The organism is Mycoavidus sp. B2-EB (assembly GCF_014218255.1).
GTDB lineage: Bacteria > Pseudomonadota > Gammaproteobacteria > Burkholderiales > Burkholderiaceae > Mycoavidus.
Genome location: NZ_AP021872.1, coordinates 988982 through 1005611, shown reverse-complemented (window position 1 = coordinate 1005611; position 16630 = coordinate 988982). Strand labels below are relative to the sequence as shown.

The 16630-nt window shown below is 47.5% G+C and carries 13 protein-coding genes, 1 tRNA gene and 3 pseudogenes; 9 read left to right on the top strand and 8 right to left on the bottom strand.

Annotated elements, in window-relative coordinates; genetic code table 11:
• Positions 1-1075: 1075 nt before the first annotated feature.
• The 5 genes and pseudogenes from MPB2EB_RS04510 to MPB2EB_RS04490 all read left to right on the top strand — a co-directional run.
• Complete coding sequence (locus tag MPB2EB_RS04510; RefSeq protein ID WP_185181189.1) at positions 1076-1390, top strand: hypothetical protein; 315 nt, start codon at positions 1076-1078, stop codon at positions 1388-1390.
• Between the two features lie 180 nt (positions 1391-1570).
• Positions 1571-2380, top strand: a complete 810-nt coding sequence (locus tag MPB2EB_RS04505; protein WP_185181188.1) for a toll/interleukin-1 receptor domain-containing protein — start codon at positions 1571-1573, stop codon at positions 2378-2380.
• A 137-nt stretch (positions 2381-2517) separates the two neighbouring features.
• Positions 2518-3180 (top strand): annotated as a pseudogene (locus MPB2EB_RS04500) (helix-turn-helix domain-containing protein); the annotation flags it as partial.
• A gap of 122 nt (positions 3181-3302) precedes the next feature.
• Positions 3303-4751, top strand: coding sequence for an IS4 family transposase (locus MPB2EB_RS04495; protein WP_185181187.1), 1449 nt, complete (start codon positions 3303-3305; stop codon positions 4749-4751).
• 97 nt (positions 4752-4848) lie between these two features.
• Positions 4849-5043 (top strand): annotated as a pseudogene (locus tag MPB2EB_RS04490) (IS3 family transposase); the annotation flags it as partial.
• Positions 5044-5085: 42 nt separating this feature from the next.
• Here MPB2EB_RS04490 and MPB2EB_RS08625 read toward each other — a convergent pair.
• The 3 genes and pseudogenes from MPB2EB_RS08625 to MPB2EB_RS04475 all read right to left on the bottom strand — a co-directional run bounded on the left by MPB2EB_RS08625 (position 5086) and on the right by MPB2EB_RS04475 (position 6987).
• Positions 5086-5375: pseudogene (locus tag MPB2EB_RS08625) on the bottom strand (Arm DNA-binding domain-containing protein).
• Positions 5376-5552: 177 nt separating this feature from the next.
• Positions 5553-5645, bottom strand: a tRNA-Ser gene (locus MPB2EB_RS04480).
• Between the two features lie 82 nt (positions 5646-5727).
• Entirely contained in the window at positions 5728-6987 is a 1260-nt protein-coding gene (locus tag MPB2EB_RS04475; RefSeq protein WP_185181185.1) for an aspartate kinase, read from the bottom strand.
• Positions 6988-7257: 270 nt separating this feature from the next.
• On the opposite strand from MPB2EB_RS04475, the gene MPB2EB_RS04470 reads away from it, so the two are divergent.
• Entirely contained in the window at positions 7258-8202 is a 945-nt protein-coding gene (locus tag MPB2EB_RS04470) for a DMT family transporter (RefSeq protein ID WP_370576578.1), read from the top strand.
• 10 nt (positions 8203-8212) lie between these two features.
• Here the strand turns inward: MPB2EB_RS04470 and tilS are convergent, their stop codons facing one another.
• The 4 genes from tilS to cysS form a co-directional block, all read right to left on the bottom strand.
• The gene (gene tilS, locus MPB2EB_RS04465; protein ID WP_232534411.1) at positions 8213-9706 is read right to left on the bottom strand and encodes a tRNA lysidine(34) synthetase TilS; all 1494 of its coding nucleotides are present in this window, start codon (positions 9704-9706) and stop codon (positions 8213-8215) included.
• A complete protein-coding gene (locus tag MPB2EB_RS04460) occupies positions 9693-10670 on the bottom strand; it encodes an acetyl-CoA carboxylase carboxyltransferase subunit alpha (protein WP_185181182.1) in 978 nt (325 codons plus the stop codon). The genes tilS and MPB2EB_RS04460 overlap by 14 nt, the downstream gene beginning before the upstream one ends.
• Positions 10671-10765: 95 nt before the next feature.
• The gene (locus MPB2EB_RS04455) at positions 10766-11668 is read right to left on the bottom strand and encodes a DNA-3-methyladenine glycosylase (RefSeq protein ID WP_232534410.1); all 903 of its coding nucleotides are present in this window, start codon (positions 11666-11668) and stop codon (positions 10766-10768) included.
• A gap of 47 nt (positions 11669-11715) precedes the next feature.
• Entirely contained in the window at positions 11716-13107 is a 1392-nt protein-coding gene (cysS, locus tag MPB2EB_RS04450; RefSeq protein ID WP_185181181.1) for a cysteine--tRNA ligase, read from the bottom strand.
• A gap of 124 nt (positions 13108-13231) precedes the next feature.
• Here cysS and MPB2EB_RS04445 point away from each other — a divergent pair, with 124 nt between their 5' ends.
• From MPB2EB_RS04445 to MPB2EB_RS04435, 3 genes are all read left to right on the top strand, one after another.
• On the top strand, positions 13232-13825 hold the full coding sequence (locus tag MPB2EB_RS04445; protein ID WP_185181180.1) for a tetratricopeptide repeat protein: 594 nt from the start codon (positions 13232-13234) through the stop codon (positions 13823-13825).
• Positions 13826-13899: 74 nt separating this feature from the next.
• Positions 13900-14394 carry a peptidylprolyl isomerase gene (locus tag MPB2EB_RS04440; RefSeq protein WP_185181179.1) on the top strand — a complete coding sequence of 165 codons (495 nt, stop codon included), beginning with the start codon at positions 13900-13902 and terminating at the stop codon, positions 14392-14394.
• Positions 14387-15217 (top strand): UDP-2,3-diacylglucosamine diphosphatase, encoded by an 831-nt coding sequence (locus tag MPB2EB_RS04435; RefSeq protein WP_370576631.1) that lies wholly within the window; start codon positions 14387-14389, stop codon positions 15215-15217. The genes MPB2EB_RS04440 and MPB2EB_RS04435 overlap by 8 nt, the downstream gene beginning before the upstream one ends.
• Before the next feature lie 65 nt (positions 15218-15282).
• Here MPB2EB_RS04435 and MPB2EB_RS04430 read toward each other — a convergent pair whose 3' ends face one another.
• The gene (locus MPB2EB_RS04430) at positions 15283-16602 is read right to left on the bottom strand and encodes an ankyrin repeat domain-containing protein (RefSeq protein ID WP_185181177.1); all 1320 of its coding nucleotides are present in this window, start codon (positions 16600-16602) and stop codon (positions 15283-15285) included.
• Between the last annotated feature and the right edge of the window lie 28 nt (positions 16603-16630).

The following is a 16630-nucleotide window of genomic DNA, read 5'->3' as shown; positions in this document are numbered from 1 at the left end:
GATTGGTTTATCTTCCAATGATGGAAATAAATGCATTTCAATGCCCCGTAATACATTTGACCGGTACGATGGTGTTATATCGCCCCGCCCAATACTGCAACACAGCATCCTTAAACCTTAACGCGACGGAGGGATTCATAAAATTAGATACAACTCAATATTTACAATGTATTTTATATATGAAAATTAATAGTTACCCTCAAAGTTACCCATATCTTATTAATGCTTCCTTTTGATACCGCCTATTTTTCTACGTTTATAGGAGCAGCCTAACGACTCCCCACTATTTACCAGTTCGAAGGAATCCAAAACTACAATTGTGTTTCTTGAACGGCTAGCTGTTGTTATCTCTTGTTCTGAATGCGAGAACTAAAAATATAGTGCTTGAAAAAGTAAGCGCGCTTACCCACGGGTCAAGTCTTACGAAGGGTGATAAGCCGCAGTTAGGTCATACCATAACTACCTGACCACCAAGGCTGCAAATTGTTATCCTGCCGCTGAACATAGAGCCGCACGCTACTCAACCTGTCACTTTCCTAATGTTCTAGCGCCGCAAGCTCGTACATATGCAATTTTATATAAATAACGTTGCCACCACTGTAATTGTTCAAATTGAGCTTTAATATATCTAAGGTATTGCCATACTCTCCCGCTTATCCATTTTTATCCGAAACATCGAAACAAGCCTGGTATGACAAGGGCTAATGTGTTTTATTTTGCATTTCTGTTTCGAAACATTTCTTCCATCCGAAACAGCTAGGGTAATTCGTTAACCGCATCATATTGTCAAACCAAAATAATAATGTCCCCTTTTGACCCAAGTAGAAATGTCCCCACATTGAAAGTTTAAGAGCAAAGAGATCTAAAGATTGTGCCTGTCTCAAAGGCATAAGGATGAGCCGCTTTTATCGTTAATCCATTGAGCCTGTTCAGCAACCTGGGGATGGGATGCGGTGTTCCACTTTTTCCAAGGATGATGCGAAGGCGGCCGATGCATTTTTTTCATGGCTGCCTTGTCAGAAGCGGCTTGTGCCCGTACCTCAAGTGTCTTGTCGTCCGCCGCTTCCTTGATCGCTTGGAGAGGATCGAAGACCCTGTAGGGCAGCGTCTATTAAAAGGTACGCCTAATGCAGATGCCTGCCGTCAATTTATCCAGTTTGCCACAGACCCTGAGCAACAGGCACGCCTTATCCCCTATGGGATAGCTCCGACCCAACCTAGTGCTTTGACCCAAGAAGTTCTACAAAGAAACCGGATTGATCCAAAATATGTAAGGCTACTCGCCACTTATCCAGATAATTTGAAAAAAGGGATGCCAAGCGATGGAGGATATTGGGCTAGTAGGCACAGTACAGTTCTTGAGCGCTATAATCATTGGCTTTTGAGTTAATAAAAGGGCGGCCATTGCGATTGACAATGTGCTCAACTGATTATCGGGCGCAGCTAACTAAGCGGTGCGAATTTGTAACTTCCTTTTAGAATTTGGATAATCTCTATATAATTTCCCAATGAATCGTCTTTCAAGCTTAAAAGTGATATTTAAGATTTATAGTACTATTAAGGCGAGCACATGATCCAAGACTATATATATATTTTTGAGTGCGATTACGGATCGAGAGTTAAGGAACGCCAGTTCGTAAAAGAAATCCTCAGGACTTTCGATAAGAACTACGCAACAATGGTTGGGGCTGTCGTTAACAATAATCCATATTGCCTAGAATTCTTTATTGTCGTAAATCTCGAAGGTGATCCTGTGAAATTTGAACGATGGCTACGAGGCAATTATCCAGAAAAAATAAAACGACATAATGTGTTTCTGAAGGATACGTTGTCGTTCAATGTGCTAACATTCATAGACGAATTTATGGTCGACCTGGCCTTCGTGCGTGAAGGCCAGGGATTTTTATTTCATTGGCCAGAGCAAGAATTTCTTGAATCTCTATATCCGCAGTACAAACGCATGAAACGAAATATGTCGAAGGTATTCATTAGCCATTCCTCAAAAGATAAGGAACTAATCGTCAATCCGTTAAACGCGTACTTACAGGCGCAAAGCATTGGTACTTGGCTGGACAGTTACGAGATTGACTACGGCGAGAACATATATCTAAAAATAAACGAAGGCATTGAAACTGCAAAAGTTGGGGTGTTTGTACTAACAGAAAACTTCTTCGATAATTCCAGCGGTTGGCCAATTACCGAATTTTCGACTTTTTTCATGGGGTTAATGAAGTGCAACAAAAAGGTGCTCATGGTGAACGCAGGTGTAGACCCAGAAAAAATTGATTCAATGATGAAAGTCTATCGTTACTTAACTTGGGATGAAGGAAAAGGTTTGCCAGAAATTGCAAACGCCATAAAAAGAAAACTGGCTACCTGAACCTAAACATTACTAATTTATTTGTATTAGTTCAGATTTGATCGTACAGTAAGGCCTTGCCAATTGGTGGGGTTATCCGGTTTGATAGAGGTGTGAATCTTTATTAAACCAGCGCGTAAGCGCCAAGGAATAACACCATGTATAGTGTTCATCAAAATATAATTAAACACAAGGTCGGCCTGCTCAATTTGGCAGCAGAACTTGGTAACGTGTCTCGCGCCTGTAAGGTGATGGGATTTTCCCGCGACACATTTTATCAGTATCAAACGGCGGTAGAAACCGGCGGAGTGGATGCGCTGATCGATGCCAATCGAAGAAAGCCGAATCTTAGAAATCGTGTTGAAGAAGCCACCGAAATAGCGGTAACTGAATTTGCTTTGGAACAGCCAGCTTTTGGTCAAGTCCGAGTCTCCAACGAACTGCGTAAGCGGGGTATTTTTGTTTCCCCATCGGGAGTGCGGTCAGTTTGGCTACGGCGCGATTTAGAGTCATTTAAACAGCTCCTTTCGGCGCTGGAGAAGCACGTTGCCGCAACCGGTGTGGTTTTGACGGAAGCACAGGTCGTTGCGCTCGAGAAGAAGCAGGAAGATGATGTAGCACACGGCGAAACTGAAACAGCTCATCCGGGTTATCTTGGCAGCCAGGATACCTTTTATGTTGGCACGATCAAGGGTGTAGGCCGAATCTACCAGCAAACCTTCGTGGATACCTACTCGAAGTGGGCGGCGGCTAAGCTTTACACAACCAAAACGCCCATTACCGCAGCAGATCTTTTGAACGATCATTCTCTTGCCCGCTTTCTTCAAGTGCAAGGTGGGGTTAATTTCCTTTCAATTACCCACAGATTTAACGCGTTTAAAGCCTGTTAACAATGATCGAGTTCTGTTAACGTCATTGCTCGTACAGATGATGAGACCTATGGATGTTAAAAAGAAAGCGTGGCAAAGATAGCAGGGTAGGAAAGAGTGAAGATCAGAAATGGTTTGAAGAGGAGATAGGACAGAATAAGTTCCGCGATGAACGCCTTACGAAGAGATTTAGGCTGGTCCTAGAGCGTTTGTGGTCTTACGTTGGTCAGAGTATTCCGATGGCCTTTCAGGACTGGAGTAACACGAAAGCAGCCTACCGGTTTTTTTCGAATGCTAAAGTGAGCGAACAGGAAATCCTAAGTGGGCATTACGAAGCAACTCAAAAGCGGTTTGAAGCCTCAAGAGGCCCCATATTAGTATTGCAGGATACGACCGAATTCTCATATAAACGAGAGCATCCGGAGTGGATAGGCGCGACGCGTGAAGTTGCAGGTCGCAAAGACCAGATGGGGAAGAACATCAAATATACGGTGTGTGGGATTTTGATGCATTCGAGTCTGCTGGTTACCACACAAGGTGTTCCACTGGGGTTGGCAGCAATCAAATTCTGGACGCGCAAGAAGTTCAAGGGGACCAGGGCCCTCAAGTGTAAAATTAATCCAACACGCATTCCGATCGAAGAGAAGGAAAGTTATCGGTGGCTCGAGAATTTGCGGCAATCCACCGCATTGCTTAGCGATCCCCAGCGGTGTGTCCATGTAGGTGATCGCGAAAGCGACATTTACGAACTCTTCTGTTTAGCGCAAGAGCTCCAAACAAATTTCTTGGTTCGGACCTGTGTGGATCGGCTCGCAACAGATGGGAAGCATACGATCTCGCAAGAAATGGAAGAGGTTCGCGTTAATGGAATACATCGAATTACGGTTCGAGACTCTAAGGGTAAGGAGCATCGAGCTGTGCTGGAGCTTCGATATCATCGCATAAAGGTGTTGCCTCCCATCGGCAAACAGCGTCGTTACCCGCCTTTGCATCTGACGGTGATTCATGCATTTGAACGGGACGCACCTGCAAGCAGAGAGCCTATTGAATGGAAGTTGATCACCAATTTATCCGTGACTTCTCGCAAGCAAGCTATTGAAAAATTGGACTGGTATGCACTACGCTGGAAAATAGAGGTATTCCACAAAGTCCTCAAATCAGGCTGTAAGGCTGAAGAGTCCAAGCTGCGTACAGCTGAGCGGCTAGTCAATCTCATTTCTATATTCTGTGTCGTGAGTTGGCGTATCTTCTGGATGACTATGCTACATCGAGCTGCGCCAGATATATCGGCTGAAATCGCGCTGACGCCTTCTGAAATGCAGCGGCTTGATCAATTGGTCAAAGATAAGCCGAAAAATGTAAATGCCAATCCTCTTACACGGTACATCATTAAGCTAGCTCAACTAGGGGGCTATCTAGCTCGAACCGGTGATCCTCCTCCTGGTAACACCGTTATCTGGCGTGGGTTACGAAAACTTATTGATATACAGATCGGTTTTGAACTCGCTCATAATTGTGGGTAATTGCAAGGTTAATTTCGCGCTTACGTTTCTCTGGAGTGAAACTGTAATTTTTTAGGGTGACTTCCGAAAACACAAAATTTCTGACAGGCCCCCCCTTAACGCGGCCATGGAGAGTTTCTTCGCTACAATAAAATCTGAGTTCTTTTATCTAAATAAATTTCGCAATATTGACGAATTGCAAACAGGTTTAAGTGATTACATTTATTACTATAACCACGAGCGGATTAAACTCAAATTGGATGGGCTGAGCCCTGTACAATTTCGACTACGGTCACAGCCTTTTTATTCTTAACTAATTTACCTTCCAACTTTTGGGGGGCAGTTCAAAAATGAGTCAACACCAACTTAACGTGGCGCGGTTTGCCTTACGCGGTGCCATAGGATCAGCGCCGTCCCGTAACTGGGTTTTCAGTTCATCCCGTCTAGCCCTAACATCCGCTAAAGATACGCTAGGATAAGGACCAAAACTAATCGTCTGCGGCTTTCCAGCAAGTCGATACGCCATATCTTGCCGCCTTTAGACGATACCCATAAAAAAAGCCCACCTCCATCAAATAGTTTGTAGTCTTTTTTAGCAGGTCTCGCAGCTTTGCATTTAGCGTCAGATAGTCTATTTGTAGGCATCTTGAGTACCTCTCTCTTCGGATGCCTACATAGATGCCTACAAAACATCTATGTATTTGGATCCGATTGCGTTGTTTTCGATTAGACTTAAGGGAATAAATACCCCGTTAAGCCTTTATTTTACAAGGCTTTTCGGTTTATTTAAAGGGGAAGGTGTTGGGGCCAGTTTTGGGCAACTGGCGGAGACGGAGGGATTCGAACCCTCGATGCAGATTTTGTCCGCATGCTCCCTTAGCAGGGGAGTGCCTTCGACCTCTCGGCCACGTCTCCGAACTTCTTTTGCGTCTAAGGTAAAAACGACGAAAACCGGATGATAGCGGGTTCGGCTTTCGAGGTCAAATTTTTACTGTGTTTAGGCGGGCCTGCCCTGCTCTAATTCAAATGCTTTATGGAGTGCGCGTACTGCGAGTTCCATATATTTCTCATCGATGAGCACTGAAATTTTGATTTCGGAGGTGGAGATCATTTGAATATTGATTCCTTCTTCCGAAAGGGTGCGGAACATCTTGCTGGCAATGCCAACGTGCGAGCGCATGCCCACCCCAACCACGGATACTTTAGATACTTTCGCATCGCCTAGCACTTGTTGAGCGCTGACTTGGCTTTTGATGTGTTGATTTAAAATATCCATGGCTCGCGCGTAGTCATTGCGGCCAACCGTGAAGGTAAAATCGGTTTTGCCTGCTACGCTCTGGTTTTGTATAATCATATCGACATCAATGTTCGCCGCAGCAATCGGGCCTAGGATTTGATAGGCAATGCCTGGTGTATCCGGTACGCCAACTACGATAATGCGACCTTCATTGCGCTGAAAAGCGATTCCGGAAATAACAGCTTGTTCCATAGTTTTGTCTTCTTCAAAGGTGATGAGTGTGCCTGAGTGCATTTCTTCGTCAAGCGGTATCAAAGGGTCTGTGAGGCTGGACAAGACCCGTGTTTTAACTTGATATTTTCCGGCAAATTCGACCGAACGGATTTGCAATACTTTCGAGCCCAGACTCGCCATTTCCAGCATTTCTTCAAATGTGATGCGCTCAAGGCGGCGCGCTTCTTCGACGACGCGCGGATCTGTCGTGTAAACGCCATCCACGTCGGTATAAATTAAACACTCATCCGCGTTAAGCGCCGCCGCGACTGCTACGGCCGAGGTGTCGGTGCCGCCGCGTCCTAGGGTCGTGATATTGTGTTCGCTATCCACACCTTGGAAACCCGCAATGACGACAATCCGGCCTGCCGCCAGGTCTTGTTGCACGCGGGCCCCATCAATCTCAGCAATCCGCGCCTTAGTGTGGGTGTTATCGGTTTTAATTGGCACTTGCCAACCGGTGTAGCTGCGTGCATCTAGCCCGAGTTCTTTGAGCGCGATCGCAAGTAAACCTACGCTGACCTGCTCTCCAGTGGCGGCAACCATATCCAATTCACGCGGGTCGGGTTGGGGAGAAATGGCATGCACTAATTCAAGCAAACGGTTGGTTTCGCCAGACATGGCTGACGGGACCACCACAATCTGGTAGCCAGCCTTATGCCATTTGGCAACGCGTAACGCAACGTTTTTAATGCGCTCAATCGAGCCCATCGAAGTACCGCCATATTTATGTACGATTAAAGCCATAGTGGTTTGATGAAACAAAGGAATAACAGATTTCAGCGCATCGCGTGCAAGGCTGATGCAGGCAAGCGTTGAAAACTACATGAAGCACGCTAAAAAAACAAGTTTATTGCTTAGAATATCGTGTAGCTGAATTAAATTTCGCGCCGGATTCACGAAGCCACTGATGCCAATGCGAATCCCGGAGAGCGCAAGTGCGCGGCGGCGCTTCCTGTCTATATGCCGATCGACGGCTTGCTTACACAATTCAAGTACTGTATATTTGTACAGTATATGGAATCGTGCGGGGGATCACACGTGAACGGCAAATCATTTTTTCTTTTATTTTTACTGGCTGCGCTTTGGGGTGGGTCGTTTCTCTTTATTTGTATGGGCGTTTCTGCGTTCGGCCCGATTCCATTGATGGCGGTGCGCGTAGCGATTGCCGCGAGTTTTTTATTAGCGGCACTTTTATATCAGCATGGCATACCTGGACTACGCAATTTATACATTTATCTTGGGCCGTTATGCGTAGTCGGCATGCTCAATGCTGCTTTGCCATTTATTTTATTTGCTTATGCAGAACTCACGATCGCCGCTGGGCTGACCTCAGTGATTGCGGCCACAGCGCCGCTTTGGGGGGCGCTGATTGGACGGGTATGGTTTAAAGAACATTTAGGCTTGTCTCGTACCATCGGTTTACTGATTGGTTTTGCCGGGGTACTCTTGTTGGTTTGGCATCAAGTGTCCATTTCCGTGGGTAAACTTGAAGAGGCGCCAAACCCCTTGCCTATCTTACTGGCCATATTGGCCTCGTTGGTGGCGGCGCTAATGTATGGAGTTAGCGTGAATTATACAAGTCGCTATTTAAGTCAATTAAACTCTATGCAGATTGCCACGGGCAGTATGCTCAGTTCTGCTGTGGTGCTGCTTCCGTTCGCTATTTTGCAATGGCCAAGTGTACCGGTGCCTTGGCAGGCGTGGGCGGTGGTTACCGCATTGGGGATTGCCTGTACAGCGATTGCCTTTATTGTGTATTTCCATTTAATCGCCACGACAGAACCCGCTTACGCCATTTCAGTCATGTTTTTAGTTCCGATTTTTGGGGTCTTGTGGGGCGTACTTTTTTTGCAAGAAGAAGTATCGCCCGATATGCTTGCGAGTGGCTCGGTGATTTTAATCGGCGTACTTTTGTCTACTGGGCTGGTGAGTCGTCTGTATGCTAAATGGAAGAGTTGATTGCGACTAGCTATTCAGACACACGCCACTCAAGCCGCACGCGTTCTGTTACAGCGGGGTCAATCAGTTGAGAAAGCTCGTAATTTAAACCGAGATAAGGAACAAAGAGCAATCTATCGCCAACATAAATACAGGGTGTATTACGTTGCCAGGCGGGAATGCCCGCTTCTTGGAAGAGATTTTTTAGCGTGCGACGTGGACCCTGCGGCGCTTTGCGCATGCGCTCACCGCCCTGGCGCGGAGCGGCGCGGAGCGGCGCTAACCGGAGTAATGAGGTGGGCACGCCAGCCGGATCACAGTTATGTGTGGCGGTAAAAAGTAACGTGCCGCGCCACTGTGGAAGACCCCAGGCGGTTGGCCCTGACCAACATAAGCTGGGTTCTGGCGCATCTGAGCGTAAAGCGGCATGAGACGCTGAGGCATCCGCTGCGCACAGTGGATCATGTGGGCGCTCAACTCGGTCCCACCAAATTTTGTCACGATACATGCGTAGTCGGTGGCCAGCATGATCGATCTGGAGCGTAGCGTCTGCGCGCGCCGTGCACAATTGTTTGAGTATATTCTCGAGTCGCGCGTTTGAGGGGGCTGGCAAATTGAGCCTTCGCAACCAGTAGCGGATTAAATTGATGGCACGCAATGCCTGCTCTGTATTGAGCGTAATAAGAGCGGCGCGGGATAAGACAGAGGCGTTGGGCGGCACGGCGACGCGCTGTAAATCGAGCTTTGCCAATTCATCTAATAAGGTTTGCGCATCGGCTGCGTGTTGTGCTGCGCGCGCCAAGGTGGTGCGGTAAGCTGGAAAATGCGCGCCAATCTGCGGCAATAGAGTATGCCGTAAGGCATTGCGCGTATAACGCAAATCCGTATTTGATTCATCCTCAAGCCAACGCAAATTATATTCCTTGGCGTACGTTTGCAGCGCTTGGCGGGGTATGCCCAGTAATGGCCGCAGATAGGTCAGCTCATTTGAGGTCAGGTTTGAAGCCGATGCAAGCGGCTCCGTCTGAGTAATTTTTTTAGCTTTTTTAAGCGTGGGCATTGCCGCCAGTCCGGCGATCCCTGTGCCGCGCAATAATTGTAGCAAGACGGTCTCAGCTTGATCGTCAGCATGATGTCCAAGCAGCAAAAGTTGCGCCGCTTGTGCTTGGCAAAGTTGGTTTAACGCGGCATAGCGCGCATCCCGCGCCGCAGCCTCAAGGCCATGGCCAGACTTCATCTCGATGGTGATTTGGCGTGCGGCAAAACGCACGCCCAGCTGAGCAGCGTAGGCCTGACAATGGGCTAACCAAGCATCGGCGTGCGGGCTTAAGCCATGATGAATGTGTAGGGCAATACAGTGTTCAGCGCCTACAGATGCCATCGCTGCGTGCAGCAATACCGTCGAATCGAGTCCGCCGCTCAGTGCAATCGCCAACGTCTGCTGCACATACAGCGGCTGCAGCGCCGCGTGCAGTGCTTCTGCTACCCGCTTAACCTCAGTGGCCTGAATGCTAGGTGGAGCCAAGCGTGGTGGTTTCCTTGAATTTGCCATAGCTCATTAAACGCTCAAAGCGCCGCTCATGCAAATCCGCTGGGCTCATGCTCTGTAATTGGCGTAACGTATCGACCAAAGCGCGCCGTAATAATGCGAACATGGCTTTCGGATCTCGATGTGCGCCGCCCAAGGGTTCATTGACAATTTTATCGATTAAGCCCAAGGCTTTGAGTCGGTGAGCGGTGAGGCCAAGTGCTTCGGCAGCTTCGGGGGCTTTGCTCGCGCTTTTCCAGAGAATGGATGCGCAACCTTCTGGCGAAATCACCGAATAAGTCGAAAATTGCAGCATTAATACACTATCTGCCACGGCAATTGCGAGTGCGCCGCCTGAGCCACCTTCGCCAATGATGGTCACGATGAGCGGTGTTTTTAATTCCGCCATCACATAGAGATTGCGGCCAATGGCCTCTGACTGCCCGCGCTCTTCAGCACCGATTCCAGGGTAAGCGCCGGGCGTGTCGACAAAAGTAAAAATCGGAATCCTGAATTTTTCAGCCAACCGCATCAAGCGTTCTGCTTTGCGATAGCCTTCGGGACGAGGCATGCCGAAATTACGCAAAGCGCGCTCTTTAGTATCGCGCCCTTTTTGATGGCCAATCACCATGCAGGGTTGTCCATTAAAGCGCGCTAGGCCACCTACCACAGATAAATCGTCAGCATATGAACGATCGCCATGCAGCTCATGAAAGTCCGTGAAGATTTCTCGAACGTAATCAAATGTATAGGGGCGTTGTGCATGCCGCGCAATTTGCGCAACTTGCCAAGGGCTTAGCCGCGCATAGAGATCTTTTGTGAGCTGTTGGCTTTTCTTGGACAAGCGCTCAATTTCCTCCGAAATATCGACAGCTGAATCATCTTGTACAAAGCGCAATTCGTCGATTTTTGTCTCAAGTTCAGCAATTGGCTGCTCGAAATCCAAAAAAATGGTCTTCATTTTATTCACATCCCTCGTTCTCCATGCAGAGCATGGACTTTAACATTTAATGTATGGCTTTTATCTCGCGCTGGTTTGGCGCGACTACACTGGATTTAGTAATCAACCGGCAAGGGATCAAGGCTACGCCACATATACCAAGTCGCAACTGTACGCCAAGGCTCCCAATTGGCGGCCACCTCGCGCGCCTCGCTACGCGTCACCGGCTCACCGCTAAAGTAATTTAAGCTAATCGCGCGGATTAAGCCAACATCGTCTAGCGGTAGCACATTCGGTCTAAGCAGGTTAAAAATCAGAAACATTTCAGCCGTCCAACGGCCAATGCCACGAATTTGCGTCAGTTCGATAATCACCGCTTCATCGTCCATGGTTGCCCACTTATCGACGTGCAACGCCCCCGAAACAAAATGTTGTGCGAGGTCAAGAATATATTCGGCTTTTCTTTTTGACAGCCCACACTGGGCCAGGGTGTCGCAATCCAATTTTAAGAACTGTTTGGGGGTTAATTTGGGACAGGTTTTTTGTACTCGCTGCCAAACCGTTTGGGCTGCTTTAACTGAAATTTGCTGCCCCACAATCGAACGTGCTAGTGTGACAAAGGGCTCGCCCCGGCCTACCAAATGTACCGGCCCGAACTTTGGAATGACCTTTTTTAGGATCCGATCGCGCTTCACCAAATCCGCACACGCTTTATCCCAATAGGTTGGCCGTATAGCACTGGGCTCTAAGGTATCGACGGGTACGGCCACCGCGGTTTCTTGCAGTGCGCGTTGTATGGTGTTGCTGGTTTTTGCTTTGGGCGTAGCTTGAGCGGTCACTCCCTTAGTGATGGCCGCCACCTGGGCGGTGGCTTCAGTTGCTGCAACTTTGACTGGGTTGCTGGCCGTTGTCGCCACGGCCTTTAATGGCGGCTTTTTGGCAGGGGTAGTGCCCAGGTGCAAGGCCGCCTTACGTACTGTCTTACTGGCTATTGCCATGGTGCCCTCTAATTGACTCACTGACTTAATTGCTCAACCGTTATGAAATGATGTGTCGGCCATACTGATTAAGCGCGCCGCCATTCAGTCAATTCATCTGATTTATCTTCAAGCACGATGCCGGCCGCCAAAAGCTCGGCGCGAATTTGGTCCGCCAGATGATAGTTTTTAGCTCGCTTGGCGGCTTGCCGCTCGGCAATCCGGGCGGCAATCGTGGTTGGATTTAAAACGGCGTTGATCGGTGCGCTTTTTTGTAAAAATAACTGCGGCGCGCGCGCTAGTAAGCCGAGAACGTCAGCTAATCCTTTTAACTGTCGCGCCAGCGCCTGATCACGGTGTTTATTGACTGCAAGCGCTAGGTCAAACAAAATAGCCACGGCAATCGGTGTATTGAAGTCATCGTTCATGGCGGCGTGAAATCGCAGCGCATGCGCTTCATTCCAATCCAGCGGCAGGGTATCTGGCACGGTTTCTTTAAGCGCTGTATACAACCGTATGAGTCCACTCCGCGCATCTTCAAGGTGTGCGTCGCTATAGTGAATCGGGCTGCGATAATGCGTGCGCAAAATAAAAAAACGGATCACTTCGGCATCGAAGCTAGCCAACACGTCGCGAATAGTGGAAAAATTACCCAGCGATTTTGACATTTTTTCATCATCAATTTGCACATAGGCATTATGCATCCAGTAATTCACAAATGGATGCCCATGCGCGCCCTCGCTTTGCGCAATTTCGTTTTCATGGTGCGGGAACTGCAAATCCTGTCCGCCGCCGTGAATGTCGAAGCGGTCGCCGAGCAAGGCGCTACTCATCGCTGAGCATTCAATATGCCAACCAGGCCGCCCACTGCCCCATTTAGAATCCCAGCGGGCTGTCGTCGGTTCATCTGGCTTAGCGCGCTTCCACAGCACAAAATCTAGCGGATCTTGCTTAGCTGTATTGGCGGCAACCCGCTCGCCAGCGCGCAAATCATCCGGCGTGAAGCCGGCGAGTTGGCCATATGCGGCGAATTTGCGCACCGCGTAATTGACATCGCCATCGGCGGCCTGATAGGCATAGCCGTTTTGTTCTAAGGTTTCAATCAGGGCGAGCATGTGTGGCACAAAAGCGGTTGCGCGCGGCTCAAAATCTGGCCGCTCCACGCCCAGCGCGTCGGCATCTTCATGCATGGCGTGCGTGAAGCGTTCGGTCAGCGCGGCAATGGTTTCGCCATTTTCTGAAGCGCGGCGAATGATTTTGTCGTCAATATCCGTGATATTGCGCACATAGGTGACCCGGTAATCAAGCGCACGCAACCAACGCTTAACCATATCAAACACCACCATGACACGCGCATGGCCGAGATGGCAATAATCGTACACAGTAACGCCACAGACATACATGCGGACTTCGCCAGCCACAAGGGGTACAAAAATCTGCTTGTCGCGCGTAAGCGTGTTATAAATACGCAGTGAATTCATAGAAAACAGGGGGCTGGCCGTCAATGCTTCACCTATGAAAGTAAGGCTTACTTGCCAGAATTTTGGATAATAGGTGACGTTTTGTTAAAATGGCCGAGATTATAACATTGATGGATTTAAAGCTATGAAGACCTCCACTTGGGGCTATGCGGCGCAGCTTGGGGCCGCCCTCTTATGCGCGAGCAGCTTTTTAAGCAGCGCCTATGGGCAACCTATAGTGACCGTAGAAGATAGTGCACGCCTAAGCCCGCTCGCGGATAGTGCATCTTCTGCACTTGTTGCGCAATTGCAAAAGCTGGAGCAACGCATTAAAAGCCACCCTAAAGACGTGCAGGCGCGCTTTAAACGTGCGACCACGCTGATTCAGCTTGGCCGCGAGCGCGAAGCGATGGCCGCTTTTCAGGCCCTGATTAAACAATACCCGGAACTGCCTGAGCCTTATAATAATTTAGCCTATCTTCATAGCCGGCATGGTGCTTATGAAGCGGCACGCGGTGCGCTGGAAACCGCGTTGAGCGCTAACCCTAGTTATCCGCTGACGCAACAAAATCTCGGTGCGCTTTATCTACAGCTTGCCGCTCAAGCCTACCAACGCGCCCTCACGCTAGATCGGCGTGATACGCTTTCTGCGCAGCGCCAACAACAGATATCTTCTATTCTGTACAACACCCCTGCTCATCCTCTTACAATGGCACCGGCTCCTGCTGGCTTCAAATAAGAAAAATCAAGGATTAGAGATTAATTTTTTTCGCCGATTGGCTTTTTTTACTTCTATTTGTAAGGATATTTTTGATGATCGAGCTGCACACTAATCACGGCGTGATTAAACTTGAACTGAATGCGGACAAAGCGCCTAAGACGGTTGAGAATTTTATTCAGTATGTCAAAAAGGGACATTACGACAATACGATTTTCCACCGCGTGATTTCAAATTTTATGATTCAAGGCGGGGGTTTCGACCCTGAGATGCAACAAAAAACCACCGCAGCTCCGATTACGAATGAAGCCGATAACGGTTTAAAAAATACGCGTGGCACGATTGCGATGGCTCGCACCAGCGATCCGCATTCAGCAACAGCACAGTTTTTTATTAATGTAACGGATAATGCATTCCTCGATTTTTCCAAGCCAACCCCACAAGGTTGGGGATATTGCGTGTTTGGCGAAGTCGTGGCAGGTTTAGAGGTTATCGATGCCATCAAGGCCGTTAAAACCGGCTCGAAAAACGGTCATCAAGATGTCCCGCTTGAAACCGTTATCATCGAAAAAGCGCTTGTTGTTGCCTAAAGAGGGCTCAGCAATGTCTAAAACCGGTGGCGCATCGGATCAGCTGCAAAGCCTTCAGCCAGCTGATGCGCGGCCGGTTTATTTTATTTCAGACTTGCATCTAAGCCCGGCTATTCCCTATACAGTAGCTGCGTTTAAGCATTTTGTCGAGAACACTGCCCACGATGCGCAAGCGGTTTATATTCTTGGCGATTTATTTGAATATTGGATCGGCGACGATATGCTGGTCACGCCGTTTGCCCAAAAAATCGCAGCGCAGCTCCATACGCTAACTGAGCGCAGCATTCAACTTTATATTATGCCTGGCAATCGAGATTTTTTGCTTGGCGCGCATTTCGCTCAAGTGGCTGGGGCGAAGATATTAGATGATCCATGCCTACTCGAGGCTTTTGATCTGCGCATGGTTCTCGCGCATGGTGATGCGCTTTGCACGGCCGATGGTTTTTATCAAGGGTATAGAAAGATTGTACGCTGCCGTGCCGTGCAGTGGTTTTTTCTGAATTGGCCATTGTGTTGGCGGTTAGCGCTCGCAGCGCGCATCCGGGCGCGCAGTGGTGCGCAAAAACGGCCACGCGAACGGATACTCGGAGAGGTAACCGAAGCCGCAGTGTTGGGCCTTTTGGCGCAATATGGCGTCACGACAATGATTCATGGCCATACTCACCGACCTGCGCAACATAGGCATGGCGCGGCTACGCGCTGGGTACTCCCCGATTGGGATTACGATCATAGCGAGCCGCGGGGTGGGTATTTAAAGCTAGATCGAAACGGGATTCAAGCCTGGCCGTCGGAATTAGCTCCTTTAGGTGGCTATTCGGAATAGCCGTAGTCCCGCCTCTGTGAGGCTCATGATCACAGCCATCCTACGCCTCTGCTTTTATCCCGAACTTAGGTTAAATTATATCCGCCCGACTTAAGTAAATTAACAATCATGTTTTTATTGTCCTGCTTAACCGCTTGATAAGTTGCCTCTATACGCTCAGGGAGATCCATTGCTTTGATCAGTGTTTCCATATCCAAATCTGTGTTCGGAATAAATGTGCCGCTGAAATAAAGCTGCTTTAAAAATTGAATAGCCTTTGTGCTTTTTGAATCTGATGCAATTTGCAAAACCGTTTTATTTTCTTTATTCAAAACCGAAAAATCAGCTTGTTTCCTATATAAACGACCTAGTATATCAATGTCATTTTTTGATGCAGCAATATGTATTGCGCAATTGCCAGAGATATCTTTCTCATTTACATCGACCCCCCGATTAAGTAAAAATCGAATCATCTCCTCATCTTGTTGTTCTGCTGCTATATATAAAGATTTTTGTTTTTCCTCTTTAGTCATGTTTTGAGCTAGGAACAACTTTTGATTTCTATTAAGCTGATGGACATCAATTTTATTATTAAGATAAAATTCCTTTAAAGAAATAAATTCTTTCAATTTATTTCGAAAAAATACTTGATTCTCTTCATTTTCTGGCTGAGATATCTCCTCTGCATGAAACGTAGATGGTGTTTGATAGATATAACTATCCTCTGGAGGATTTTTAAAAGGGTCTGTAATTTTATTATCCCCTAATTGCTGAGCAGATGAATTTTGTGCAAAAAGAGATTCAGATATCCAATCTTCAGTGAATTCAGGAATTTCTGCTTCAGAGGAAATTCCTTGTCTGTCGCTTATTGGCACAGTATGCACATGGATTTCGCGTTGGACATCATTTAAAAAAGGGTCAAGGTCAAATAGATTATCCGTACTATATGAAAGATCGTTATTGATGCCGATGTTAGTCAAAATTCCTGTTTGGTCAGTGTCTAGTATTTCGCTATCAGATGGATGTGAATTATTATTTGGACTCTTAATGGATTCTGGATTGGTAAATTGAGCGGCATTATCTATATGGCTTGTTAAATCACTGCCAACACCATCGTTAATCAAAGTATCTGTTGTGTCAATATTTACAGATTTACTATTAATTTGATATGAGTTGTCATTTTTGTTTTTCCATAGATTTAATCTTTGCTTACTTAGATTAATTATTTTTGTTTGAGCATCCTGTTGAGCTTTAAGGGCTTCAGGACTTAGTTGCGGCCTATTATTTGGGAGTGAGCTGTTATTTAGAAACGGAGGCCCGGGACGAGCACGTTTTTCTTGCCTTGGTACGGGTCCTTGATTTTGAATTTGGTTATCATTTCTCCGTCTTTTATCTACCCCATTCATGATAAACCTCAAGATTGCGTTCTCTGAA

Excerpts from the sequence above, each read along its gene's own strand:
- MPB2EB_RS04430 (WP_185181177.1), bottom strand. The coding sequence starts at position 16,602 with ATGAATGGGGTAGATAAAAGACGGAGAAATGATAACCAAATTCAAAAT.
- cysS (WP_185181181.1), bottom strand. The coding sequence starts at position 13,107 with ATGAATTCACTGCGTATTTATAACACGCTTACGCGCGACAAGCAGATT.
- MPB2EB_RS04475 (WP_185181185.1), bottom strand. The coding sequence starts at position 6,987 with ATGGCTTTAATCGTACATAAATATGGCGGTACTTCGATGGGCTCGATT.
- MPB2EB_RS04505 (WP_185181188.1), top strand. The coding sequence starts at position 1,571 with ATGATCCAAGACTATATATATATTTTTGAGTGCGATTACGGATCGAGA.
- MPB2EB_RS04495 (WP_185181187.1), top strand. The coding sequence starts at position 3,303 with ATGTTAAAAAGAAAGCGTGGCAAAGATAGCAGGGTAGGAAAGAGTGAA.
- MPB2EB_RS04445 (WP_185181180.1), top strand. The coding sequence starts at position 13,232 with ATGAAGACCTCCACTTGGGGCTATGCGGCGCAGCTTGGGGCCGCCCTC.
- MPB2EB_RS04460 (WP_185181182.1), bottom strand. The coding sequence starts at position 10,670 with ATGAAGACCATTTTTTTGGATTTCGAGCAGCCAATTGCTGAACTTGAG.
- MPB2EB_RS04440 (WP_185181179.1), top strand. The coding sequence starts at position 13,900 with ATGATCGAGCTGCACACTAATCACGGCGTGATTAAACTTGAACTGAAT.
- MPB2EB_RS04470 (WP_370576578.1), top strand. The coding sequence starts at position 7,258 with ATGGAATCGTGCGGGGGATCACACGTGAACGGCAAATCATTTTTTCTT.